Source organism: Photorhabdus sp. S10-54 (genome assembly GCF_963878145.1).
Lineage (GTDB): Bacteria > Pseudomonadota > Gammaproteobacteria > Enterobacterales > Enterobacteriaceae > Photorhabdus > Photorhabdus kayaii.
Genome location: NZ_CAWNXG010000013.1, coordinates 81,918 through 105,627, shown reverse-complemented (window position 1 = coordinate 105,627; position 23,710 = coordinate 81,918). Strand labels below are relative to the sequence as shown.

The 23,710-nt window shown below is 42.2% G+C and carries 18 protein-coding genes; 5 read left to right on the top strand and 13 right to left on the bottom strand.

The genetic code is table 11. The annotated features are described in order from the left end of the window. Positions 1-22 precede the first annotated feature (22 nt). The gene (ilvD, locus tag AACQ83_RS09905; RefSeq protein ID WP_112877331.1) at positions 23-1,873 is read left to right on the top strand and encodes a dihydroxy-acid dehydratase; all 1,851 of its coding nucleotides are present in this window, start codon (positions 23-25) and stop codon (positions 1,871-1,873) included. A 4-nt stretch (positions 1,874-1,877) separates the two neighbouring features. Next, positions 1,878-3,452: a threonine ammonia-lyase, biosynthetic gene (gene ilvA, locus AACQ83_RS09900; RefSeq protein WP_112877329.1), complete on the top strand. Its 1,575-nt coding sequence runs from the start codon at positions 1,878-1,880 to the stop codon at positions 3,450-3,452. Between the two features lie 137 nt (positions 3,453-3,589). Here ilvA and AACQ83_RS09895 read toward each other — a convergent pair whose 3' ends face one another. The 9 genes from AACQ83_RS09895 to AACQ83_RS09855 form a co-directional block, all read right to left on the bottom strand. After that, a complete protein-coding gene (locus AACQ83_RS09895; RefSeq protein WP_112877328.1) occupies positions 3,590-5,107 on the bottom strand; it encodes a DHA2 family efflux MFS transporter permease subunit in 1,518 nt (505 codons plus the stop codon). 7 nt (positions 5,108-5,114) lie between these two features. Beyond that, on the bottom strand, positions 5,115-6,287 hold the full coding sequence (gene emrA, locus AACQ83_RS09890; protein WP_112877327.1) for a multidrug efflux MFS transporter periplasmic adaptor subunit EmrA: 1,173 nt from the start codon (positions 6,285-6,287) through the stop codon (positions 5,115-5,117). A gap of 322 nt (positions 6,288-6,609) precedes the next feature. Beyond that, the gene (gene fabG / locus AACQ83_RS09885; RefSeq protein ID WP_112877325.1) at positions 6,610-7,353 is read right to left on the bottom strand and encodes a 3-oxoacyl-ACP reductase FabG; all 744 of its coding nucleotides are present in this window, start codon (positions 7,351-7,353) and stop codon (positions 6,610-6,612) included. Between the two features lie 56 nt (positions 7,354-7,409). Next, positions 7,410-8,225, bottom strand: coding sequence for a MaoC/PaaZ C-terminal domain-containing protein (locus AACQ83_RS09880; RefSeq protein ID WP_112877323.1), 816 nt, complete (start codon positions 8,223-8,225; stop codon positions 7,410-7,412). Then, entirely contained in the window at positions 8,222-9,487 is a 1,266-nt protein-coding gene (locus tag AACQ83_RS09875; protein WP_112877321.1) for a beta-ketoacyl-[acyl-carrier-protein] synthase family protein, read from the bottom strand. Before AACQ83_RS09875 ends, AACQ83_RS09880 begins: the two co-directional genes overlap by 4 nt. A gap of 154 nt (positions 9,488-9,641) precedes the next feature. Continuing rightward, positions 9,642-9,878, bottom strand: coding sequence for an acyl carrier protein (locus AACQ83_RS09870; protein ID WP_112877319.1), 237 nt, complete (start codon positions 9,876-9,878; stop codon positions 9,642-9,644). Positions 9,879-10,118: 240 nt separating this feature from the next. Further along, positions 10,119-11,309 carry a cysteine desulfurase family protein gene (locus tag AACQ83_RS09865; protein WP_112877318.1) on the bottom strand — a complete coding sequence of 397 codons (1,191 nt, stop codon included), beginning with the start codon at positions 11,307-11,309 and terminating at the stop codon, positions 10,119-10,121. Beyond that, entirely contained in the window at positions 11,306-11,662 is a 357-nt protein-coding gene (locus AACQ83_RS09860) for an iron-sulfur cluster assembly scaffold protein (protein WP_112877317.1), read from the bottom strand. Before AACQ83_RS09860 ends, AACQ83_RS09865 begins: the two co-directional genes overlap by 4 nt. Before the next feature lie 16 nt (positions 11,663-11,678). After that, on the bottom strand, positions 11,679-12,857 hold the full coding sequence (locus AACQ83_RS09855) for a LuxE/PaaK family acyltransferase (protein ID WP_112877316.1): 1,179 nt from the start codon (positions 12,855-12,857) through the stop codon (positions 11,679-11,681). Positions 12,858-13,218: 361 nt separating this feature from the next. Between AACQ83_RS09855 and AACQ83_RS09850 the strand changes: the two genes are divergently transcribed. Then, the gene (locus AACQ83_RS09850; RefSeq protein WP_315903380.1) at positions 13,219-14,337 is read left to right on the top strand and encodes a flavin-containing monooxygenase; all 1,119 of its coding nucleotides are present in this window, start codon (positions 13,219-13,221) and stop codon (positions 14,335-14,337) included. A gap of 233 nt (positions 14,338-14,570) precedes the next feature. Here AACQ83_RS09850 and AACQ83_RS09845 read toward each other — a convergent pair whose 3' ends face one another. Both AACQ83_RS09845 and ilvY read right to left on the bottom strand, forming a co-directional pair. Then, on the bottom strand, positions 14,571-14,969 hold the full coding sequence (locus AACQ83_RS09845; RefSeq protein WP_240000763.1) for a helix-turn-helix domain-containing protein: 399 nt from the start codon (positions 14,967-14,969) through the stop codon (positions 14,571-14,573). A gap of 1,035 nt (positions 14,970-16,004) precedes the next feature. Then, a complete protein-coding gene (ilvY, locus tag AACQ83_RS09840; protein WP_112877313.1) occupies positions 16,005-16,886 on the bottom strand; it encodes an HTH-type transcriptional activator IlvY in 882 nt (293 codons plus the stop codon). Positions 16,887-17,083: 197 nt separating this feature from the next. Between ilvY and ilvC the strand changes: the two genes are divergently transcribed. Both ilvC and rep read left to right on the top strand, forming a co-directional pair. Continuing rightward, the gene (gene ilvC, locus AACQ83_RS09835) at positions 17,084-18,562 is read left to right on the top strand and encodes a ketol-acid reductoisomerase (RefSeq protein WP_112877312.1); all 1,479 of its coding nucleotides are present in this window, start codon (positions 17,084-17,086) and stop codon (positions 18,560-18,562) included. Between the two features lie 161 nt (positions 18,563-18,723). Then, positions 18,724-20,751, top strand: a complete 2,028-nt coding sequence (gene rep / locus AACQ83_RS09830) for a DNA helicase Rep (protein WP_112877311.1) — start codon at positions 18,724-18,726, stop codon at positions 20,749-20,751. A 50-nt stretch (positions 20,752-20,801) separates the two neighbouring features. On the opposite strand, the gene gppA is transcribed toward rep, so the two are convergent. Both gppA and rhlB read right to left on the bottom strand, forming a co-directional pair. After that, positions 20,802-22,304: a guanosine-5'-triphosphate,3'-diphosphate diphosphatase gene (gene gppA, locus AACQ83_RS09825; RefSeq protein ID WP_112877346.1), complete on the bottom strand. Its 1,503-nt coding sequence runs from the start codon at positions 22,302-22,304 to the stop codon at positions 20,802-20,804. 5 nt (positions 22,305-22,309) lie between these two features. Then, positions 22,310-23,596 (bottom strand): ATP-dependent RNA helicase RhlB, encoded by a 1,287-nt coding sequence (rhlB, locus tag AACQ83_RS09820; protein WP_112877310.1) that lies wholly within the window; start codon positions 23,594-23,596, stop codon positions 22,310-22,312. Positions 23,597-23,710 lie beyond the last annotated feature (114 nt).

Genomic DNA, 23,710 nt, shown 5'->3' with positions numbered 1-23,710 from the left:
TGATAACACGGGAGTGAAGATAATGCCTAAGTACCGTTCTGCCACTACGACTCATGGCCGCAATATGGCAGGAGCTCGCGCTTTATGGCGCGCGACAGGGATGACCGATGCAGATTTCGGTAAACCGATTATTGCAGTAGTTAACTCATTTACTCAGTTTGTTCCAGGGCATGTTCATTTGCGGGACTTAGGTAAACTGGTTGCGGAACAGATTGAAGCATCAGGCGGTGTTGCAAAAGAGTTCAATACTATAGCGGTGGATGACGGTATCGCAATGGGGCATGGTGGTATGCTCTATTCTCTGCCGTCACGTGAATTGATCGCTGATTCTGTTGAATATATGGTGAATGCACATTGTGCGGACGCTATGGTGTGTATTTCCAATTGTGACAAAATTACACCAGGAATGCTGATGGCAGCACTACGTCTGAACATTCCGGCGATTTTTGTTTCTGGTGGCCCTATGGAGGCGGGTAAAACTAAATTGTCAGATCAGATTATTAAATTGGATCTGATCGATGCAATGATCCAAGGCGCGAACCCGAAAGTCAGTGATGAGGATAGCAATCAGATTGAGCGCTCAGCTTGCCCAACTTGCGGTTCCTGCTCAGGTATGTTTACTGCTAACTCTATGAATTGTCTTACAGAAGCACTGGGTTTGTCTCAACCGGGGAATGGCTCATTACTGGCTACTCATGCAGATCGTAAGATGCTGTTTCTGAATGCAGGCAAACGCATTGTTGAGTTGACTAAGCGTTATTATGAACAAAATGATGACAGTGCTCTGCCGCGTAGTATTGCAACGAAAGCCGCATTTGAAAATGCAATGATGTTGGATATTGCAATGGGTGGTTCAACAAATACTGTGCTTCACTTACTGGCTGCGGCGCAGGAAGGGGAGGTTGATTTCACTATGGCGGATATTGATCGTTTGTCTCGTCAGATCCCTCATCTATGTAAAGTTGCACCAAGTACACAAAAATACCATATGGAAGATGTTCATCGTGCTGGTGGTGTGATCGGTATTTTAGGTGAGCTGGATAGAGCGGGTTTGCTGAATCGTCAGGTTAAAAATGTTTTGGGTCTGGATTTGTTACAAACGCTTAATCAGTACGATGTGATGCAGATGGTAGATGAGTCAGTGAAGGAGATGTATTCGGCAGGCCCTGCGGGTATCCGTACTACTCAGGCATTTTCACAAGATTGTCGCTGGCCTTCGTTGGATACTGACCGTGTAGAAGGGTGTATTCGCGACATTGAACATGCCTATAGTCGGGATGGTGGTCTTGCTGTTCTATTTGGTAATTTGGCTATAGATGGTTGTATTGTAAAAACCGCCGGGGTTGATGAGGGCAGTCTGACGTTCCGTGGGCCAGCCAAAGTTTACGAAAGTCAGGAAGATGCGGTTGATGCGATCTTGGGTGGAAAAGTCGTTGCTGGTGATGTAGTGGTCATTCGTTATGAAGGGCCAAAAGGTGGGCCTGGCATGCAGGAAATGTTGTATCCGACGACTTATCTAAAATCTATGGGGCTAGGCAAAAGCTGTGCATTGATTACCGATGGGCGTTTTTCTGGTGGTACCTCGGGTTTGTCGATCGGTCATGTTTCTCCGGAAGCGGCTAATGGGGGGCTAATCGGTTTGGTTCAAGATGGCGATATTATTGATATTGATATTCCACGGCGGAAAATTCGACTTGATGTAGATGAAAGGGTACTTGCTACCCGTAAAGAAGTGGAATTTGCCCGCGGTGATAAATTGTGGACGCCGAAAGCTCGTGAACGTCAGGTATCGTTTGCCCTGAGAGCTTATGCTTCATTGGCGACCAGTGCGGATAAAGGGGCCGTCCGTGATAAATCTAAGTTAGGGGGATAATCTCATGGCTGCATTTCTTCCCTTAACTTCCGCACCAAATGGTGCAGAGTATTTGAAAGCGGCATTAAGTACGCCGGTTTATGAAGTTGCTCAGGTGACGCCCTTGCAGGAAATGGAGAAAATTTCTGCCCGCTTAGGAAATACTATTTTGGTAAAGCGGGAAGATCGGCAACCTGTTCACAGTTTCAAGCTCCGTGGTGCGTATGCCATGATTGCAGGTTTGACTGAGGAACAAAAAAACCGGGGAGTGATTACTGCGTCAGCCGGTAACCATGCTCAGGGGGTTGCACTTTCTGCCAATCGTTTGGGAATAAAATCTCTGATTGTTATGCCGGTTACTACTGCGGATATTAAAGTCGATGCAGTCCGTAGTTTCGGTGGTAAGGCTCTGTTGTATGGTGCTAATTTTGATGAGGCTAAAGCTAAAGCAATAGAAATGGCACAACAGGAGGGCTATACCTTTATTCCTCCGTTTGATCATCCCGCTGTAATCGCAGGTCAGGCAACACTGGCGATGGAACTTTTGCAACAGGATGTGCGCTTGGATCGCATCTTTGTACCTGTTGGTGGTGGTGGCTTGATTGCTGGAGTGGCAGTGTTGATTAAGCAACTGATGCCAGAAATTAAAATCATTGGGGTGGAAGCGGAAGATTCAGCTTGCCTGAAAGCGGCGATGGAAGCTGGACATCCGGTAGATTTACCACGAGTTGGCTTATTTGCTGAGGGTGTTGCTGTTAAGCGTATCGGTGATGAAACATTTCGTTTGTGTCAGCAATATGTGGATGATGTTATCACGGTAGACAGTGATGCTATTTGTGCGGCGGTAAAAGATCTATTTGAAGATGTACGTGCGATTGCTGAGCCATCCGGTGCATTGGCGCTAGCTGGATTGAAAAAGTATGTTCAGCAGCATCAACTTAAAGGTGAACGACTGGCACATATTCTTTCTGGCGCTAACGTGAGCTTCCACGGGTTACGCTATGTTTCTGAGCGTTGTGAATTGGGCGAGCAGCGGGAAGCATTGCTGGCAGTGACTATTCCTGAACAGAAAGGGGGTTTCCTGAGTTTTTGCCAGAAATTGGGCGATCGGGTGGTAACAGAGTTTAATTATCGTTATACGAATGCAGATCCTGATCAGGCTTGTCTTTTCGTTGGTGTTCGCCTGAGCCGTGGTGAGGTAGAACGGCGGGAAATTATCGAGGAATTACGTACCGCAGGATATCAGGTTGCTGATCTTTCAGATGATGAAATGGCGAAATTACATGTTCGTTATATGATCGGCGGTCGTCCATCTAAGCCATTGAAAGAGCGCTTGTTTAGTTTTGAATTTCCTGAATCGCCAGGGGCTTTGCTCAAGTTCCTACAAACTTTGGGAACTCACTGGAATATTACGTTATTCCATTATCGCAATTATGGTACAGATTATGGCCGGGTATTAGCGGCATTTGAATTGTCAGGAGCGGAAGTGCGTTTTAAGCGTCATCTTGATGCATTAGGCTATGCGTATCACGATGAGACGGATACCCCCGCGTTTAAATTCTTTTTAATGTGCCAGGCGTCTGAAGCAGCCGGCGGTTGATCGGTGTCTTGGTAATGAAAAAATATGTTCTATAAAACGACAAAATAGCGCCTGGATAAGGTGCTATTTTGACAAGATTTAATATTCGCCTAGGTTCCACTGGAAAGAGCTCTATAATAAATTCTTTGATTATTGTGCTATTTCTTTTCTCCAACAGTGGGTTTTGCCAACCAGATAAAGATCAGCAAGATCAGAAAAATAAAGCCAAATAGCCAATAAATCTCGTTAGCAGCAATAATCAATCCCTGATTGGTGATTTCACGTGCCAGAGAGTGACTGACTTGGGCGTGTGACATCCCTAGTTGTTCCATTTTTTCATAGGCTTGTTGGGCAATAGGATTATGGGGAGTTATCGATTCAGTTAACTGAACGTGGTGGACAGCTTCGCGACGGGACCACATGGTGGTGGTAATTGAAGTACCTACGGATGTTGCCAGCGTGCGTAAAAAGTTGAACAAGCTACCGGCAGAGGCAATTTTAGCGGGTTCAACGTCAGATAATATAATGGCTGTTAGTGGCATAATTAAACAGGCGATAGCAAAGCCCTGAATAAATTGTGGCCAGGCAGCGGTGGCAAAGTCCATTGATAGCTCAAAGGTATTCGTTCTCCAAAAGAAACAGAGTGCAAAAATGATAAAGCTAAACATAACCAAATAACGCATATCAATTTTTGAACTAAAACGACCAATGAGTGGAACGAGCATTATCGGCACTATTCCTAATGGAGCCATTACCAATCCTGCCCAAGTGGCTGTATAACCAAATACCATTTGCAATAGTTGAGGCTGCAAAACCAGAGTGCCTATATGGAGTAGGAAAGCCAAACTGATACATAAAGTACCGATAGTAAAATTACGTGATTTAAATAGTGATAAATCAATGATCGGATCATCATCGGTGAATTCCCAGATGATCAGGAAAGTTATGGCAATAACTGCGATAATGGCTAATGCAATAATTTCTGTTGAGTTGAACCAATCAAGCTCTTTTCCTCTATCAAGCAATAGCTGAAAACAACCAACACCGATGACCAATAAAATTAGTCCTACGATATCAATTGACCTAGCTGTTGTTTCAGTTTCCCGGTCTTTTAACAGCATCCAGGTGATAGCAATGGCAACAAAGCCAACAGGAACATTGATGAGAAAGATCCATCCCCAATGGTAATTGTCGCTGATCCAACCGCCGAGTATCGGACCACAAACCGGAGCGATAACGATAGTCATTGACCACAGTGCCAATGCCATATTGCGTTTTAGCGGAGGATAGTTGTTGAGTAGTAAACTTTGCGAAAGGGGCATAATTGGCCCGGCTGAGATACCTTGCAGAACACGGGAAATAATCAACATTTCTAGGTTATTGGCAATACCGCACAACCAGGAAGTGATAACAAACAAGATCATTGAAATTAAGAAAACCCGGACTTCCCCGAACCGTTTTGCTAACCAGCCTGTTAATGGGATAGAGATCGCGTTAGCAACAGCAAATGAAGTAATTACCCAAGTACCTTGTGATACTGATGAACCCAGATCTCCAGCAATTGTTGATATTGCAACGTTAGCAATAGTCAGATCCAATATTTGTAAAAAAGCGGCTAATGCTAAAGCCAGGGTTAGCCAGCCAAGTTTGGCTCCTGATAATGGCTCTTTTAGCATGTTAACCTCACTTATTTTGACTGGTATTAACTTGAATGATTTCGTTAATTAGCTGATCAATTTCTCCGGTGTTGTAAGTTAAGACGTTGGTTTCATAAACAATGCCATTACGAGGCGTGTCGGCAAGCACCAGACCATCCCGATTTCGGGTATCAACCGTGGCGTGCATGGATAAACCGATGCGTAAAGGATGATCGATAAGTTGTTGTGCTTCTAGTTCAACACGGACAGGTAAACGTTGAACCACTTTGATCCAGTTACCGGTGGCATTTTGTGCTGGTAATAAAGAAAATGCACTGCCAGTTCCCATATCAAGACCAACGATCTGACCTTTATAAATGACATCATTGCCATAGAAATCGCTAATCAGTGTTACGGGTTGACCAATACGGACATTGGCGAGTTGAACTTCTTTAAAGTTAGCTTCGACCCAAAGTTGGTCAGCGGGTACGATAACCATCAATGGAGCGCCACTTTTTATTTGTGAGCCTACTTGAACACTGCGGCGTGAAACGTATCCTGTTACCGGCGCTACAATCTGGGTGCGCTGTAAGGTTAACCATGCATCGCGGAGTTGGGAAGCGGCCAGTTTAATGGCAGGTTGTTGATTTAATGGGGTGTCTATAACTAGTGCTTTGTTAGCATAATATTGTTGTCGGGCAACATTTAGCTCAGATTTTGCCATTTGCACGCTATTGCGGGAATGAATCAGATTTTCTTTGGCGATAGCACCTGTGAGTCCCAAATGTTCACGTCGTTTTAAATCATCTTGAGCCTGTTGTAATGCCGTTTGTTTGAGCGCAATATTAGCTAATAGTTTTTCATTATCAATAATGGTTTGGTGAGTTTGTCTGACATTATTAGCCAATATATTTTTCGCTCGCTCAAAAGCATGTTCCGCATCAATAGAGTCTAAACGTAGCAAAATATCGCCTTGCTGAACGAAGTCGGTATTATCAGCATAAATAGCGGTTACGCTGCCGGTGATCTGGGCCATTACTTGTACCTGATTACCAACAACGTAAGCATCATCAGTTGCTTGATAATGACGTAATGAAATAAGCCAATAGGCGAAGTAACCTAACCCGGCAAAAATAAATAAGAGAGTTGCGAGGATCAGTGTTAACTTACGTTTTGACTTTTTCTCATTAAGCGGAGGTGATTGTATTTCTCCGTCCATGTGTTCTCTCCCATCACAGTGATTAAAAATAAATTCGTCTTAATTAATGTGCTTATATTTGATTAAACACCTTGGAGTCGACTACAAGGTCAAGCCCTTCTCATCTGATAAAATGAAAATTGCTAATATTTAGCACTTAACGCCAAAAGCATGATTTAATATTAAAATTGTTTATTATCGTTATTAACATTTATCAGAGAGGCTGAATTGTCTATCTGGCAATGATTAACAGTATTTTGTGTCAGTACCCAGAACATTTATCTGGGTACAAATAATCACATAATAAGGATACGAAGCTATTGATGTTAATTATTTAACTGACTCAGGCAGTCATTCCTCCATCAATAACGAATGTTTGCCCGGTGATGTAGCGTCCTCCGGGGCTGAGCAGGAAATTGATTGCCAGAGCAATATCTTCCACTGAACCTAAACGGCCCAATGGAATGGTAGATAACAGTTTTTTCCTGTGTGATGCAGGGATATGATCCAACATTTCAGTATCAATCAAGCCAGGCGCAACGGTATTGACTCGAACATTAAATCGGCCAACTTCAACCGCTAACGAGCGGGTAATACCGATCATAGCGGCTTTGGTTGCAGCGTAGTTAACTTGCCCTGAGTTGGCTTTAAACGCAGTGACTGAGCTTATGTGGATAATGCAGCCTTCTCCCGCAGTAATCATTTCAGGGAGAAAAGCGTGATTGACTAAATAAACAGAAGAAAGATTGGTAGAAATGACATTGTGCCACTCTTCTTCTTTCATATTTATCAGTAATGCATCTTGTGTAATTCCGGCGTTATTGATGATGGCATAGGGAGAGCCATATCGTGAGATAAGCTCTGTTGACAATGTTTTGACTTCTTCGGCGTTTGAGACATCACATTGATAGCCCTCACAGCGATAACCTTGCTGTTCAATTTCCTGACATAATGTTTGAGCTTCATTTGTGCTTGATTTATAGGTAAAAACCACGTGATAGTTCTGAGCAGCCAGCATTTTTACTATGCCTTTGCCGATACCACGTGATCCTCCTGAAATAAAAACCCAAGGGGTGCTGATACTCATTAAGTTATTCCTCTAAATTTTTGCCATCCGTCTGCCAATACCGCATTCATCAAATCTTAGTTGGCAATCTGCTTTCTTTTTGTTGTTCCCATCAGACTCATCTCAACAACTAAAGAGATTTTGCCATTCAGCCAGATCGGGATTTCCAACGTACCGTATAACGAACCATCAACGTCGAATGTATCTTTTGGTAGGATCATATATTCGATCTTTGGCATTTCATCTGGGATTTGGTGATTAAGCAGCGCTGGAGAGAAACTCACAGTGTGCATAACATGCAAAACAATGAGGTCTTTGAGGCATGTTTCATCATGTTCTTGTTTGCCAAAATAGGTTTTAAATTCTGTTGCTAGTGCAGTTTTGGCACTTTGCTGCATAAAAAGATAAAACATCAGAGCATCAAGAAAGATCCAGAATTCATTGACTTCTGGAAAGGTATGTTTAAATTCGATGGATTTTTTTATTGTCTCTTGTATGGGAACTTGGCAACGTGGTTTTTCGGGAAAGCTAGTTTTTTGTGAAAAATCGAAACAACTATAGTGACCAACTAGAGGTTTCAGGTTGGTTGTTTCGTCTTGCAGATTAAAGGTCGTTTTCCCATTTTGGTCAGTGTGCTTAGTTTTGACGCAATAGCAGGCATCCAGAGGTACGGGATTGCGTAAATTAACGTGCCACTGTCTGCCCATTTCCCCATTTGGTTGTGACAGATAATCATATCCGCTTTTGAGCGGGATCATTGCCAGCATGCCGTGTACTGCAATACCACCCAACCCGACTTCTCTAGCGATTTTTTCATCAAAATGGATAGGATTGTAGTCGCCAGAGAATTTAGCCCATTGACTGAGATCTTCTTTACGAAATTGAACGTTCATCTGTCGGCTTTCCTGAAAATAAGTGCACAGTTTGTGCCACCGAATCCGTAGTTAACATTTAAAGCAGTGTCAACAACTTGGTGAGTTCGGTGGGTATTGGGGACATAATCCAGATCGCATAGCGGATCAGGGTTATTCAAGTGCATCGTTGCGGGAATCGTTGCTGTCTCTATCGCTTTGAGACAGAAAATGGATTCAATTGCTCCGGCTCCGGCAATAAGATGGCCTGTATAGGATTTTGTACTGGAAATAGGGATACGATAAGCGTGCTCGCCCAGGCTTATTTTTAGAACATCGGTTTCGTTAATGTCGTTTAATGGGGTTGATGTCCCATGAGCATTAATATAGTGAATATCTGAGGTGGAGAGCTTGGCCTGTTCCAGCGCCATCTGAATCGCCATGACCCGTCCTTTGCAATCTGGTGCCGGGGCTGTCATATCTGACGCATCAGAGTTATTGCCATAGCCAATCACTTCCGCCAGTATTTTGGCTCCCCTGGCAACAGCGCTGTCATAGTCTTCAAGGCATAATATTGCAGCGCCTTCCGACATAACAAAACCACTACGATCTTTACTGAATGGGCAGCAGGCCTTTTCGACAGATTCCTGTTCTTTACTCAATGCTCCAAGAATGTCGATACTCCAGACAATGAATGGATCTCTGATGCTTTCACCGCCCCCTGCTAGCATCATTTTAGTGCGTCCACTGCGGATAAGTTCAAACGCATCACCTATCGCCATACTGCCAGTTGCACAAGCTGCAACCGGGGTATTTTGATATCCCCGTAAATTCCAGTTCATTGAAATTGCCGCTGTCCCTACGCTGTGCATAGACATAATATTGGTCATAGGTGAAGCAATGCCTTGGTCAGCATAGGAATGGCTGTTTTCAACGGTTGCATCTTCTCCACCCCAGCCAGTGCCAAAAATGACGCCGCGTTCAAAAGGAGAATAATTTTCGTCAAGAGCGGCTTTATCGTGACCAAATGCCATCTTGATTGCTTCATCCGCAGCAATCAGCCCAAGTTTGCTGAATTTGGGCAGGTTCTTTAATAACTTTTTGGAAAACCGAGATACATCAGGAGAAAAAGGGATATTGCCGAAAAACTTTGCTACGACAGAAACGTCTGGGTGGTCTTCCTTTTTGTAGCCTACACGATAGTTTAGAATTGCGTCCCAAATTTCTTGGGTATTTTGCCCAAGTGAACAGATAGAACCATAGCCTGTGACGGCAACGCGGTGATAGCCTGTTTGAATATTCATGAAACATTATTTCCAAAATTTATTTCCTGGTGACATGCTTTATTTTTAATACAACCAAATAATAGGATTGGCAGATAAAAGCATCATAAAAATGAATGTTAGCTGCATTGTGATATCGTCATAGACAGCTAACATCCAAGTGCATTGGTGATGATTATTTTGTTAATTCACTGACATAATTGACGAAATCACCGATTGTCGTCGTGTTATCTCGTTGGAACTTATCGAAATTCAGTTGAATTCCCATTTCTCTTTTTAAAGCAACCTGAATAGAAACAAAATCCAGACTCACCAGATGAATATCATCAAGCAGGGTGTCAAGAGTAATATCTTCTGGTTCGATATCAGTTAATTCAGTAATTTGAGATTGAAGTAATTCAAATAGTTTCATATTAATATCCCCTAAAAATTTGAAAAATATTGGCGGAGCTTAGGTGCAGGAATATATACCCGTTATCTTTCAAGTTGCCTCTTTGTTGGCTGCACTTGCTCATCCCGGTCACACAGTTAGCTGTGCTCCCGGGGATTCGCTCCGTTGCCGTCGTGATGCATCTTGAAATCCATAGGGTGTAGGTACCAATTAATAAATGCGTTATTCCTGCCACACCGTTTTTTAAATATCGTTTTGCTATTATTCCTGGGTGATTAAAGATTTCCCTGAAATTTTAAGTAAGTTATATGTTTCTTGTTTGATAGCGCTAGCCAATATCTCAATATCATCTTGGCTTGTGGTATATCCGAAACTGATGCGTACCGCACTATCAATACGATCATCGGGGAGCCTCATAGCAGCCAGAACATGAGAACGTTGTGTTGATTTGTTATTGCTACAGGCTGATCCTAAGGATAAAGAGATGCCGTAACGTAAATCTAGCCTGCTGGCTAGCGATTCAGCACGAATACCAGGGAAACTTAAATTGAGAGTCCAAGGTGCCTGAAACGCTGGATTGGTATTACCATTAATCAGGTAGTTAACATGATATTGATCTAACAGAGATAGCAAGGTTGTTCTGAGCGCTTTGTAAGTATTGAAGCGTCCTTGCAAGCCGTTCAGTGATTCTTTAGCTGCCGCTGCCAGTCCAGCAAGTCCTAAGGTGTTCTCAGTGCCGCTGCGTACTCCTTGTTCTTGCCCTCCACCATGTAGCAAGGGATTTAATTGAATACCTGGTGCATGGTAGAGTCCACCAATACCTTTCGGGCCGTTAAACTTATGGCCGGAGAAAGATACGGTCGTTACGCCGGAAAGTGTGTCACAGCTAAAAGGAAGCTTACCAATAGCCTGTACTGCATCGATATGTAGATAAACACCGGCCTCTTTTGCTAAAGAGGCGACCGCTTCATAGGGCTGGATCACGCCGGTTTCGTTGTTAATCGCCATCAATGTGATCAGACGTGTTTGTGGTCGTAGGTTTTCCTGGATACTTTGTACACTGATCCGTCCTTGATTATCGGGATTGATCAGCGTTAGCTGGAGCCCGTGTTGCTGATACCAGAGTAACGGTGCCAGAACAGACGGATGCTCAATGGAAGAGCTAATAACATGATGAGCAGACAGATCCGAACCGGAAAGTGTTGCTAACAAGCTGGATAAGGCTTGGTTATTACTTTCGGTTCCCCCTGATGTAAATAGGATTTGCTCAGGGACTGTGCCCATCAATGCAGCCATCGATCTTCTAGCGTCAGTGAGCAACTTTTTCGCCGTGCCACTTAAGCTGTAGTGGCTAGACGGGTTAGCAAAAATAGACATTGCGTCTTTAATCGCCAACTGCGCTTTAACACTTAGCGGTGTTGTGGCGTTGTAGTCGAAATATAGACTTGTCATATTTTTCCCTTTAGCTGCTCAAATAGCTTATGCAGCATATCAAGGCAGTGTTGCTGTGCGGGTTCTAACTCGCCTAATAATGCATCTATTCCCTCAGGCGATAATGCATTCAATTCTTCGAGAGTCTTACCTTTAGCATGACGACAAAATTGGTTAGACATTGCCAGAGAGGCGGTACATCCCCATGCACGAAAACAGGCATTATTTACCCGCCCTTGGTTATCCAGTGTCAGGTCGATATCAACCTTGTCACCGCATACAGGGTTACCTAATGCCAGTTTAATGGTGGGGGCAGATAACATCCCTTGGCAGTCAGGATTGCAAAAGTTGTCAATAATGATGTTGTTAAACATAATTCCACCTTGCTATTTATACAGCGGGTGTAGCTGAAGTACCTTCATCGTCTGACATTTTTCTCTCAAGGTTGACTGCACAGCAACCAAACTCTTTAGCAGCAGCGGTACGCATAACAAACTGAACTCGCTGAGAATTACGCCAGGATTTATTAGGATCGGTACGCAAATAGACCAAATCTTCTGTCAGTAACATGCCGGGAGTGGAAACAGAGAGTGGATCTAGGATCACTAATTGCCCGGTTTCACCCTCAGGTAGCTCACGTGTTAAATCATTAGGATCACGGACGGAGAAATGAATATAAGGTGGAACATGCTTATGGTTATATTCATCTTCGATGGCAAGAACGTTTGCTTCAACCAGACCATACATATCACGTATCCGGGAAACTGGAATGCCCATCCATTCTTCGATATCTGCATTTAATTCGCCGCGGGAGATCATATCCCCGGTAAAACGTTTCCAGCCGCCCATGGTGATTACCATACTATCGCGATCTAAAGTGAGCTTGGTATTATTCTCTTTTAGGAACGTGATAAAACGATGGATCATGAATGGAGGGCCAATTAAATGACGAGTGAACTTACCTTTCCACTGGATTAATTGATTCAGTGCATCTTCTGGAGAAAAGCGGTCCTGATTAATCATATAGCGTCGGGTATCTAACAAACCTGTCAGGAAATTAAAGATTTTGACCAGTGCCATTTCTGGAATATCTTCTGTTGACGGGCATAAACATAGGCCGGCACCGCCAGATACTTTGAACATACTGCGATAATTGGAATAGACAGCCAATACTGTATGATCCATCGTATCGTGGCAACGACGATAAACGCTAGGAATTCCACTGGTACCCGTTGAGCGCATTTCATGTTCGATTTCAGATAATGGCTTGCTTAATAAACGGTGACTTTCGGCTGATTTATAAGTTGCAACGGGTATTAGTGGGATGCGAACTAAGTCATTATAATTCTGGATATCTTCTGGTTTAATACCTTGTTTTTCACAAATATCTTTATAGTAAGGGTTATTATGATAATGGAAATTAAAAGCGTCCTTAAGCAAACAGGTTTTTAATTCTTGTTGCTCTTCTTTAGACAGCTTATAGAGAAGGTCAACATCGGCTATTAACCACTTCAACGGATTTCCGCCACGAGATTTTATATCGTCATATATATTTTTGATATTTTCCATTTTTTCATCTCCGGTAGGGTAAAGAGTAGATAAATTAGTCTTTGCTTATTATAAGTTATAGCGATAAAGCATAAGTTACGTAGGCAAAAATGATAGTCATTAATAATTTATTTTTATTGAATAAATTGGCTATATTATTGCTTTGATCATTATATGGATTTGTCAATATTGTTAAAATTATGCTAAAAATAGCTGGTTTATTCAAAATATTCACTTTAGTGCGAATATGACCAGTTAATTCAAGTAAATTTTTTAATTGTCTTTTATATTTTTGTGAAGTTCGTTGTTTTTTGATCTATTGAATGTTCTTTTTGTAAATTTTTTCATTGTCCTAAGATTGGGATAATGATAGAAATAAAATATAAATAAATGCCAAATTAAAAAACGAGTACGCATGATGAAAATGGATTGCTTAATTGTGGGTGCCGGTCAAGCCGGGTTAAGTTTAGCTGCTATCCTTGCGGCTAAGAATATTAATGTCTGCATATTAGAGCGGGAGGCACGTATTGGTGATGTGTGGCGCAGGCGCCCAGATAATATGCTATTATTCACTTCACGCGGTATGACTCAACTTCATGGCTTACCGTTTCCTGGAATTAAAGAAGGTTATCCAGATAAAAATGAAGTTGCTGATTACCTTGAGCGCTATGCTTCACATCATAACCTTGCGATACATACTCAAACCGAAGTGATTGAGGTGAAGCATGATACAGATGGCTATCGTGTTAAAACAAAAGATGGGAAAGTATTTCATGCGCCTTGTTTGGTTAATGCAACAGGGGCTAATCAATTAGTTGATATTCCGGCGCTTGCTGAACGGTTTTCTACAGATATACAACAAATTGCAGCAGATCAATACCGGGAACCTAAGCAAATTAAAACGGGCAGCCGAGTTGCTGTCGTTGGTGATGGTGCGAGTGGTCGTCAGATTGCTAAAGATTTGGCAGCAACTGCGAAGGTGACATTATTTTGCGGTTCCTCCCGTCCTCTATTACCTAATAGAATATTGGGCAAAGATATATTTTGGTGGTTAAGTAAAAGCGGTCTGTTATTTGCCAATTATTACAGTTTAGTAGGGAAAATTATGCGGCGGCGTAATCCTATTCCTTGTGGTGACCTGAAAAACCATCGGCTAGCTGCTTGGGGTATAAAAATAGCGAATAGGCTAGTTGATATAAAAGACAATAAATTATGTGATTCGTCCGGCAATCAATATGAGGTGGATACGGTTATCTGGTGTTTGGGGTATAAAGATGATACGGCATGGTTAACGCTTCCCGGTGCTGCGGATGCTAATGGATTCGTTTGTAAAAATGGTCATGCAGAAGGTGGGAAAACGCCTTATCCTGGGTTATTTATCGTTGGGCGGAAATGGTTGAGTAGCCGTGGTTCTGAACTGATGTTAGGGGCTTATAAAGACACTTGTCGGGTCGCTAAATGGGTGGAAAATTATCTGAAAGAGCATGTATCATTAAAATGAATGATTAATTCATAATAGTGATATTTTACTCTGTATGTTTTATTTGTCGTGGATTGATGGTTTATTAGGTAGTATTGTTATGGTGTTATTCTGAATTCTGTATCATTACTAAGAGTGCATAATATAGTAAATGTGCTATTAGGAATAAAATGATACAGAATCTCTAACATATTGGCTTTGATAATAACGGTTATAAATAGAAATTATTTATTTTAGGTAATGTATCAAAAATATTATTTATTCATAACACAGATATTTTTCTTTGTAAAATTTAGACCTGTTAATGTTGATGATAAATTGAAATATTTTTGTTGTGCTTGCTGAATTCTGTTCTTACTGGCATGTTTTAATTCAGAGGGCCTTAATCCATATAGCGTCATACAGGTACGACTGAAGTGTGCGCCATCTGAAAATCCACTATTACAAGCTAATAAAGTCAGTGAATCTGATGAATGTATCTCATCAATAGCATGATGCAGACGTTTCCATAATAGATAACTACGGAAATTAGTTCCCATCTTTTCTCTAAATAGATGTAAGAATCGGCTTTCGGATAAATAGAGTTGGTTTGATATTTCACGAGAAGATATACATTTAACCGGTAATTCAGTAATAAGAGAGGCTGCTTTCATGATTCGTTTGTCCTGATAACAATGGCAATCTTCTATTTTACCTAAAAGGTTATTTAAGATGAAAATATCTGGAGAGGTTTCTGACTGTAAACAATTAATAAAGTAATTTGCTATTAAACTGGATGATTCTTGATTTAAGTATACTATATCTGAGCCTCTCATTTGATGTAGTAATAAATGACATAGTGGATTGGCTAGGTCTATCAGTAGATTAAAGCAGAGTTGCCCTTCCGAGTGTAATCTATGTTTAATATTAGAAGAAATAATGAATCCATGTACTTGTCTCGATTCATTTTCGGTATCAACCCTCATGAGTGAATTATGTGGTGATACACTTAATTGGATGCAAGGATGATGATGCCATTCTGTTTGCATATTATAAGAGAAGACGAGATCTTGTAGATGAAATTTATAGAATTTAATAAAATACGGTGATTTGTCTATTTTGTGTAACATGATGGTGTCCTTTATTAAATTGTTTTGTGTATTTGAATTAATTATTTTATTTAATTATTATGAATCCTTGATGTTATTTTTTAATTAAATTATATTAACTCATTAAATAATTATTATTAGTTACTATATCGTCACAATACCATTAAATAATTATTATTAAGCCGCCTCCTTTGGTATCTGGAAAAAATAATTTCACTATTGGAATATATCGTTATGACATGGCGAAAAGAATTATTTTCCACTCTGTTTTTTGCTGGTGGAATATTCGGTTTTTGCTGGTCAATCTTAACAATATCTAAATTGTTTAACGTTAAATAGCTACTATCTACTTGATATAATTAAAAGTATTTTCTTTAGTGACATAATTAATGACCAAAAATTTAATGAGGAGCCAATATTTTCATATAATTATTTTGATTGGTTATAACTTATATTAAACATATTATCATGAGAACAATATGGTTATATTTTTATGTTCTTTGTGAATTAGGCCACATAAATTATAAGTGTATTGGTATAATACCGAAAATAAGTTGTATCAGGCTTGTAATGAATAAAAAGACCTGTTAGGGCAGTTTGTTATAACAATCCCCAAAATGCTTTAATCAGGGGTTCATTAAGCCGTTTTCTCTGTACACATATACCCAATTCGAACGGTTCTACTAGAGAGATGTTGTCCAATAAAGATATGCGACTGCGTACCGGTTCAGGGCTGTTTTCTACAACGACATTGGGAATTAATGCCACTCCACAACCCAATGCAACCATAGAAACAATGGCTTCATGACCGGACACGGTAGCGTAAATCGATGGGTTGGTAATTTTATGGTGACGGAACCAGTGCTCAATGCGCTTACGTGAAGGGCCATGTTCCGGCAAAATGAAGGGAATGCTATTCCAGTCAGGGGACTTTTGTATTACAAGTGCTCGTACAGAGCAAGGGAGGGAAGGCGCAATCAGTACCAGTGGGACTTCACCGATTTTGGTGAAGCTGACATTGTCTGGTAGTTTTTCCGGCTTACCGGCGATGCCTAAATCGGCATCATTAGACTGTATCTTATTGACCGCATCTGCGGCATCACCTGTGGTGAGTTTGATTTCAACCATAGGATGTTCCGCACGAAAACGGTCTAGGATCTGTGGTAAGTGACTGTAGGCCGCAGTGACTGAACAAAACAGACGTAACTCGCCGCTTAGAGATGGGCTTTGTTGATTCAATGAGTGTTTTAGTTGCTGGTATTGCAACAGTGTCTGTTGGGCGAATTGTTTAAATTGCTCACCGGCAAAGGTCAATTTTACAGTGCGATTATCCCGTAAAAATAATGGATGCCCCAAAATATCTTCAATACGCTGAATCTGGCGAGATAATGTGGATGGACTGACATGCATTGCTTTTGCTGTACGACCAAAATGACAGCTTTCAGCCAGATGTAGAAACAGTTTGAGGTCGCGTATATCCATAGCCTATTCTCCTTTTCCTGTCCAATAATCTGTATTGCATAAAGTGCAATGTAGTATTGTTAATATATCAATTTAAGCAATGGCTTTCATGTCATATATTGAAAATATATAAACACCCCACAGGGTGGGGAAATCTAAAAAACAGTCACAGCATTTCATTGCTGAGCGCTGAGCACAACATGATAACGGAGTCACTAATGGCGAATTATTTTAATACGCTGAATTTGCGTCAGCAGTTGGCGCAGTTAGGTAAATGTCGTTTTATGGCGCGGGAAGAGTTTGTTGATGAGACAGGATTCTTAAAAGGTAAAAAAGTGGTTATCGTCGGTTGCGGAGCGCAGGGACTGAATCAGGGCCTGAATATGCGTGACTCAGGTCTGGATATCACTTATGCCCTGCGTAAAGAGGCCATTGAAGAAAAACGTGCTTCATGGCGTAAAGCAACGGAAAATGGTTTTCAAGCCGGCACTTATGAAGAGTTAATACCGAAGGCTGATTTGGTAATTAACTTGACGCCAGATAAGCAACACTCTTCTGTTGTTCGCGCAGTTCAACCATTGATGAAAGAAGGCGCTGCACTGGGTTATTCTCACGGTTTAAATATTGTTGAAGTAGGTGAACAAATCCGTAAAGACATCACTGTGGTGATGGTAGCGCCTAAGTGTCCTGGTACGGAAGTACGTGAAGAATACAAACGGGGTTTTGGTGTTCCTACTTTGATTGCAGTTCACCCGGAAAACGATCCGAAAGGTGAAGGTATGGCAATCGCTAAGGCATGGGCAGCGGCAACAGGTGCGCATCGCGCCGGTGTTCTGGAATCTTCTTTCGTGGCTGAAGTGAAATCTGATCTGATGGGTGAGCAAACTATTCTGTGCGGTATGTTACAGGCGGGTTCACTGTTGTGTTATGACAAACTGGTGGCAGATGGCGTTGAACCCGGTTATGCAGGAAAGCTGATCCAGTTTGGCTGGGAGACCATCACAGAAGCACTGAAACAAGGTGGCATTACCCTGATGATGGATCGCCTGTCTAACCCGGCAAAACTGCGAGCGTATGCTTTGTCTGAGCAGTTGAAAGAAATGATGACGCCGCTGTTCCAGAAACATATGGATGATATCATTTCTGGTGAATTTTCCTCCGGTATGATGGCTGATTGGGCCAATGATGATAAGAAACTGTTAGGTTGGCGTGAGGAAACCGGTAACACTCCGTTTGAGAATTCACCTGAATATGATGGCAAAATCAGTGAGCAGGAATACTTTGATCATGGCGTTTTAATGGTTGCTATGGTGAAAGCTGGAGTTGAACTGGCATTCGAAATTATGGTTGATACCGGTATTATTGCTGAATCTGCCTATTATGAATCTCTGCATGAATTACCGCTGATTGCGAATACTATCTCTCGTAAGCGCCTGTACGAAATGAATGTTGTTATTTCTGATACAGCAGAATATGGTAACTATTTGTTCTCTCATGTTGCGGTCCCACTGCTGAAAGAGAAGTTTATGGGTTCGCTACAGGCGGGTGATTTAGGTAAACTCGTTGTTGATAACGGTATCGATAACGCCCAGTTACGCGATGTAAATGAGGCTATTCGTAACCACCCAATTGAAGTTGTTGGCCGTGTATTACGTGGTTACATGACAGATATGAAACGTATTGCTGTTGGTGGTTGATATTGATAAAGATAAGGGGGAGAAATTCTCCCTCTTTGCATTTAATATTTATCAACCAGTAGAGTCCTTTTTCTTCACAAAGAAAACCGCGTTTCCTTTCTCCCCTTTCTGCTACAATTCTATCCCCTGAGATACTGTCCTGATATAACTTATTAAACATCATGCGATTAAATCCTAGCCAACAACAAGCTGTCGAATTTGTTACCGGTCCTTGTCTGGTCCTGGCTGGGGCAGGTTCCGGCAAAACTAGAGTGATTACCAATAAAATTGCTCATCTTATCCGCATTTGTGGCTATCAGCCTCGTCATATCGCCGCTGTGACGTTTACTAATAAAGCCGCACGGGAAATGAAAGAGCGTATGGCACAAACTCTGGAGCGCAAAGAGGCTAAGGGGCTGATGATTTCTACTTTCCACACGTTGGGGTTGGAAATCATTAAGCGCGAGTACAAAGCGTTAGGAATGAAAAGCAATTTCTCGTTGTTTGATGATCAGGATCAGATGGCCCTGTTGAAAGATTTAACAGCTGATTTACTGGAGGAAGATAAAGATCTATTACAAAAATTGATCTCTGCCATTTCAAACTGGAAAAATGATCTGCTTTCTCCACAGCAAGTTTTGGCATTGGCCCGTTCTGCTCAGGAGCATCAGTTTGCTGAATGTTATCGCCGTTATGATTTACATCTGGCGAGCTGTAATGTATTGGATTTTGACGATCTGATTACCAAACCGACTTTGCTGATGCAGCATGATGATGAAGTCAGAGAGCGTTGGCAAAACCGTATCCGTTATCTGTTGGTAGATGAATATCAGGACACCAATACCAGTCAATATCAACTGGTTAAATTGTTGGTGGGGCAAAGGGCTCGTTTTACGGTGGTGGGTGATGATGACCAGTCGATCTATTCATGGCGCGGCGCAAGACCACAAAATTTGGTGTTACTGAAAGAGGATTTCCCAAAGCTTAATGTGATTAAACTGGAACAGAATTATCGTTCCTCTGGCTGTATTCTGAAAGCAGCTAATATTTTGATCGCCAATAACCCTCACGTGTTTGAAAAACGGCTTTTTTCTGAACTGGGGTATGGTGATCCATTGAAAGTGATTACAGCTAATAATGAAGAACATGAGGCGGAAAGGGTTATTGGGGAGCTGATGGCACATCACTTTATCAATAAGACCCAATATAAAGATTACGCTATTCTCTACCGAGGAAATCATCAATCCCGCGTGTTTGAAAAGATGCTGATGCAAAACCGCATTCCTTACCGGATTTCTGGTGGTACTTCTTTCTTTGCCCGCCCTGAAATTAAGGATTTGCTAGCTTATCTGCGGGTGCTGACTAATCCCGAAGATGACAGTGCGTTCCTAAGAATTGTCAATACACCAAGACGTGAAATTGGTGCGGCTACCATTCAAAAACTGGGTGAGTGGGCGAATCAGCGCAATAAAAGTCTCTATCAGGCTAGTTTCGATCTTGGTTTGGAACAAAGTCTAACTGGCCGCGGTTTGGCGGCATTACAGCGTTTTACTCACTGGATGGATGAGATAACTCGTCAGGTTGAACGAGATCCTTTGCTAGCTGTGCGTGATCTACTACATGGTATGGATTATGAAAGCTGGCTGTACGAAACATCCCCGGGTCCGAAAGCGGCTGAAATGCGGATGAAAAATATTAATCAGTTATTCACTTGGATGAGTGAAATGCTGGAAGGTGATGAACTGAACGAAGCAATGACTTTATCTCAGGTGGTCGCGCGTTTCACATTACGGGATATGCTGGAGCGAGGCGAAGATGGTGAGGAGTTTGATCAGGTGCAATTGATGACTCTACATGCTTCTAAAGGATTGGAGTTTCCCTATGTATTTCTGGTCGGCATGGAAGAAGGGCTGTTGCCTCATCAGAGCAGTATTGATGAAGAAAATATTGATGAAGAGCGACGACTGGCTTATGTAGGGATCACCCGTGCTCAACGGGAGTTATTTTTTACTTTATGTAAAGAGCGTCGTCAATATGGCGAATTAATCCGTCCAGAACCAAGCCGTTTTTTGCATGAGTTGCCACAGGATGACTTACATTGGTCACAAGATAAAAAAATAGTGACAGCAGAAGAAAGAATGCAAAAAGGGCAATCGCGTATCGCGGATATCAAATCGCGTTTAGGGCTTGGACAAAAAAATAAGTCGTAAATATGTTGGAGATTCCCTGTATCACAGAGATACAGGGAAAGTGATTTTATTCAGGTTTGAGTATCCTGCTCGCCTAAAACAAGTGACCATTGAGCATGGCTTTGCCACTGGATTTCCTGCTGTAAAGACTCTGCCCTCAGAGGGTGTTGCATTAGCCAGCCATGAGGTAACGTTATTGTTAACGCTTCATCATTCACTTTTAAATGTAGAGCAGGGAGCGTGTCATCTCGACGACGGTTGGCAAAGATGATAGCTAACCGCAACAGACGACATAAACGTTGAGCTTGTATCAGAGGTAAGGCGTTTTGTTGATTAAAGGAAAACAAATCAATAGGGCCACTCTGGTTCTTTAGCAATGTGGCTAAGAGTTTTTTCTGCGCAGGCGTATAGCCGGGGAGAGCGAGATAATTGATCAGATAGGCTGCATGTGACGGAGCATGATGGAAATCAATACTTAGGCCAATTTCATGTATCAGACAGGCGCTTTGTAATAATTCATGACATCGGCTATCAAGCTCCCAAGGTTTAGCAATCTGTTGTAGGAAGTGTTCAGCCAATTGTTTGACCCGTTGAGACTGTTCAACGTCTAACTGAAAACGTCGCTGTATATTTCGTAGTGTTCTGGTACGAATATCTGGTTCTATTGGTAAATCCAGCATGCCGTAAACAAGACCTTCCCGTAAAGCGCCGCCCGCAAGGATCATACTGTCAATATTTAATGCCTGGAAAATCGCTATCAGGATAGCAAGGCCACTTGGGAAAACCAAAGCCCGTTCCAGCGTCAATCCTTCTATTTCCAGCTCTTCCAGCTTACCGCATTCAATCGCTTTATGTTTGAGCTCCTGAAGTTTCGGCAAAGTGATCAGCTCATCCATACCTTGAGCAATCATGATTTCTTGCAGAGCCTGAACGGTACCGGAAGCACCTACACAAATCTGCCAGCCTTGTTCGATCAGTTTTGGGGCAATGGGTTTCAACGTTTCATGTGCGGCAGCTTCGGCTCTGGCGAAATTTTCTTCCGTCAGGCTACGGTCATTAAAGTAGCCTTCAAGCCAGGTAACACAACCCATACTTAGGCTGGATAACTGAGAGGCTTTTGCCCCATTCCCCGTAACCAGTTCTGTACTTGCACCACCAATATCGACAACCAGACGTTTTTCAGGGCCGCCAGTTGTATGAGCAACGCCTTGATAAATAAGCCGAGCTTCATCTTCGCCACTGATTACCTTAACCGGACAATCAAGGATTTCTGATGCTTTTTTCACAAATGCGTCTGAATTTTCAGCGATGCGTAAAGTTGCCGTAGCAACAACGCGGATTTGTGATGGAGGTATATCCTGTAAGCGTTCAGAAAAAATCCTGAGACATTGCCAGCCTCTCTCCATTGCCTGTTGAGATAAGCGGTTATTTTTATCTAATCCAGCGGCCAGCCTGACTTTACGTTTGATTCGTGCCAGTATCTGCATACTGCCGGATACTTCACGCACAACCAGCATGTGAAAACTGTTTGAACCTAGGTCGATAGCCGCATAGAGCGAAGAAGAACTCAGCATCATTTTCAGCCTGAACGTTTACGGTTATTACGTGGTGTATTATTACGATGCGACAAGTTGTTACGACGCTGATGGTTTCCTGAACGCGGACGGTGTCGGCGTTTAGGTACCGGTAAATCTTTCAGCAAGGCTTGACTGTCATATTTGCTGACCGGGATAGGGTGTTGAATATAATCTTCAATCGCTGGCAGGTTTAGTGCATATTCTTCACAGGCTAGGCTGATCGAATAGCCACTTTCACCTGCACGACCAGTACGGCCAATGCGGTGAACATAATCCTCGCAGTCGTCTGGTAGGTCATAATTAAAAACATGAGTGACTGAAGGAATGTGCAATCCACGGGCTGCGACATCAGTTGCAACTAGAATATCAATATTGCCGTTGCTGAATTCTTCCAGAATGCGTAACCGTTTTTTTTGTGCTACATCACCGGTTAGTAACCCAACTCGATGTCCGTCAGCAGCCAGATGCGCCCAGATATCTTCACAACGATGTTTTGTATTGGCGAAAATAATGCATCGATCAGGCCACTCTTCTTCCAATAACGTTTGAAGCAGGCGCATCTTTTCTTCATTAGAAGGATAAAACAGCTCTTCGCGGATACGGTGTCCCGTTTTCTGTAACGGTTCTACCTCGACATACTCTGCATGATTCATTTGCTCAAATGCCAGTTCTCGGACTCGGTAAGAGAGTGTGGCAGAAAACAATAGGTTCATACGTTCGTTTGCTGATGGCATTCGACGGAATAGCCAGCGGATATCTTTGATAAAACCGAGATCATACATGCGATCAGCTTCATCAAGAACCACAACTTGGACCGCATTCAGATTAATGTGCCCCTGTTTGGTATAGTCGATTAGACGTCCGGTAGTGCCGATAAGGATGTCAACACCGGATCCTAGTATTTTCAGCTGTTTGTCGTAACCATCACCGCCGTAGGCAAGACCCATCTTTAGACCTGTTGCCTGTGCCAGATCTTCTGCATCAGAGTAAATCTGTACAGCGAGCTCGCGGGTAGGAGCCATAATCAGCGCTCTTGGCTGATTGGTTTGACGCTCCTCCGCTGCGGGATGAGTCAGTAAATAATGAAAAGCAGACGCTAAAAATGCTAGCGTCTTCCCCGTACCGGTTTGCGCTTGCCCCGCGACATCACGACCTTCGACAGTGAAAGGCAATGTCAGTGCTTGTATCGGTGTACAATTAGAAAAGCCCTTATTATCAAGAGCTTCTATAACCTTGGGGTGCAAGGCGAAGTCGGAAAACTTCTTTTCTGTCAAGTGTGTTTTACTCATAGTGTGGTAGAATATCAGTTAACCATTGTCTTACGAAAGTGTATCCGCTGAAATAAAGGCAACCTTATATCAGTAATGTTACACTAGCATGGTAAAAAATTATTCTTTGGAGTA

Bases quoted from the DNA above. Each gene is read 5' to 3' on its own strand.
- ilvD (WP_112877331.1), top strand. From the start codon at position 23: ATGCCTAAGTACCGTTCTGCCACTACGACTCATGGCCGCAATATGGCA.
- ilvA (WP_112877329.1), top strand. From the start codon at position 1,878: ATGGCTGCATTTCTTCCCTTAACTTCCGCACCAAATGGTGCAGAGTAT.
- AACQ83_RS09895 (WP_112877328.1), bottom strand. From the start codon at position 5,107: ATGCTAAAAGAGCCATTATCAGGAGCCAAACTTGGCTGGCTAACCCTG.
- emrA (WP_112877327.1), bottom strand. From the start codon at position 6,287: ATGGACGGAGAAATACAATCACCTCCGCTTAATGAGAAAAAGTCAAAA.
- fabG (WP_112877325.1), bottom strand. From the start codon at position 7,353: ATGAGTATCAGCACCCCTTGGGTTTTTATTTCAGGAGGATCACGTGGT.
- AACQ83_RS09880 (WP_112877323.1), bottom strand. From the start codon at position 8,225: ATGAACGTTCAATTTCGTAAAGAAGATCTCAGTCAATGGGCTAAATTC.
- AACQ83_RS09875 (WP_112877321.1), bottom strand. From the start codon at position 9,487: ATGAATATTCAAACAGGCTATCACCGCGTTGCCGTCACAGGCTATGGT.
- AACQ83_RS09870 (WP_112877319.1), bottom strand. From the start codon at position 9,878: ATGAAACTATTTGAATTACTTCAATCTCAAATTACTGAATTAACTGAT.
- AACQ83_RS09865 (WP_112877318.1), bottom strand. From the start codon at position 11,309: ATGACAAGTCTATATTTCGACTACAACGCCACAACACCGCTAAGTGTT.
- AACQ83_RS09860 (WP_112877317.1), bottom strand. From the start codon at position 11,662: ATGTTTAACAACATCATTATTGACAACTTTTGCAATCCTGACTGCCAA.
- AACQ83_RS09855 (WP_112877316.1), bottom strand. From the start codon at position 12,857: ATGGAAAATATCAAAAATATATATGACGATATAAAATCTCGTGGCGGA.
- AACQ83_RS09845 (WP_240000763.1), bottom strand. From the start codon at position 14,969: ATGAAAGCAGCCTCTCTTATTACTGAATTACCGGTTAAATGTATATCT.
- ilvY (WP_112877313.1), bottom strand. From the start codon at position 16,886: ATGGATATACGCGACCTCAAACTGTTTCTACATCTGGCTGAAAGCTGT.
- ilvC (WP_112877312.1), top strand. From the start codon at position 17,084: ATGGCGAATTATTTTAATACGCTGAATTTGCGTCAGCAGTTGGCGCAG.
- rep (WP_112877311.1), top strand. From the start codon at position 18,724: ATGCGATTAAATCCTAGCCAACAACAAGCTGTCGAATTTGTTACCGGT.
- gppA (WP_112877346.1), bottom strand. From the start codon at position 22,304: ATGCTGAGTTCTTCTTCGCTCTATGCGGCTATCGACCTAGGTTCAAAC.
- rhlB (WP_112877310.1), bottom strand. From the start codon at position 23,596: ATGAGTAAAACACACTTGACAGAAAAGAAGTTTTCCGACTTCGCCTTG.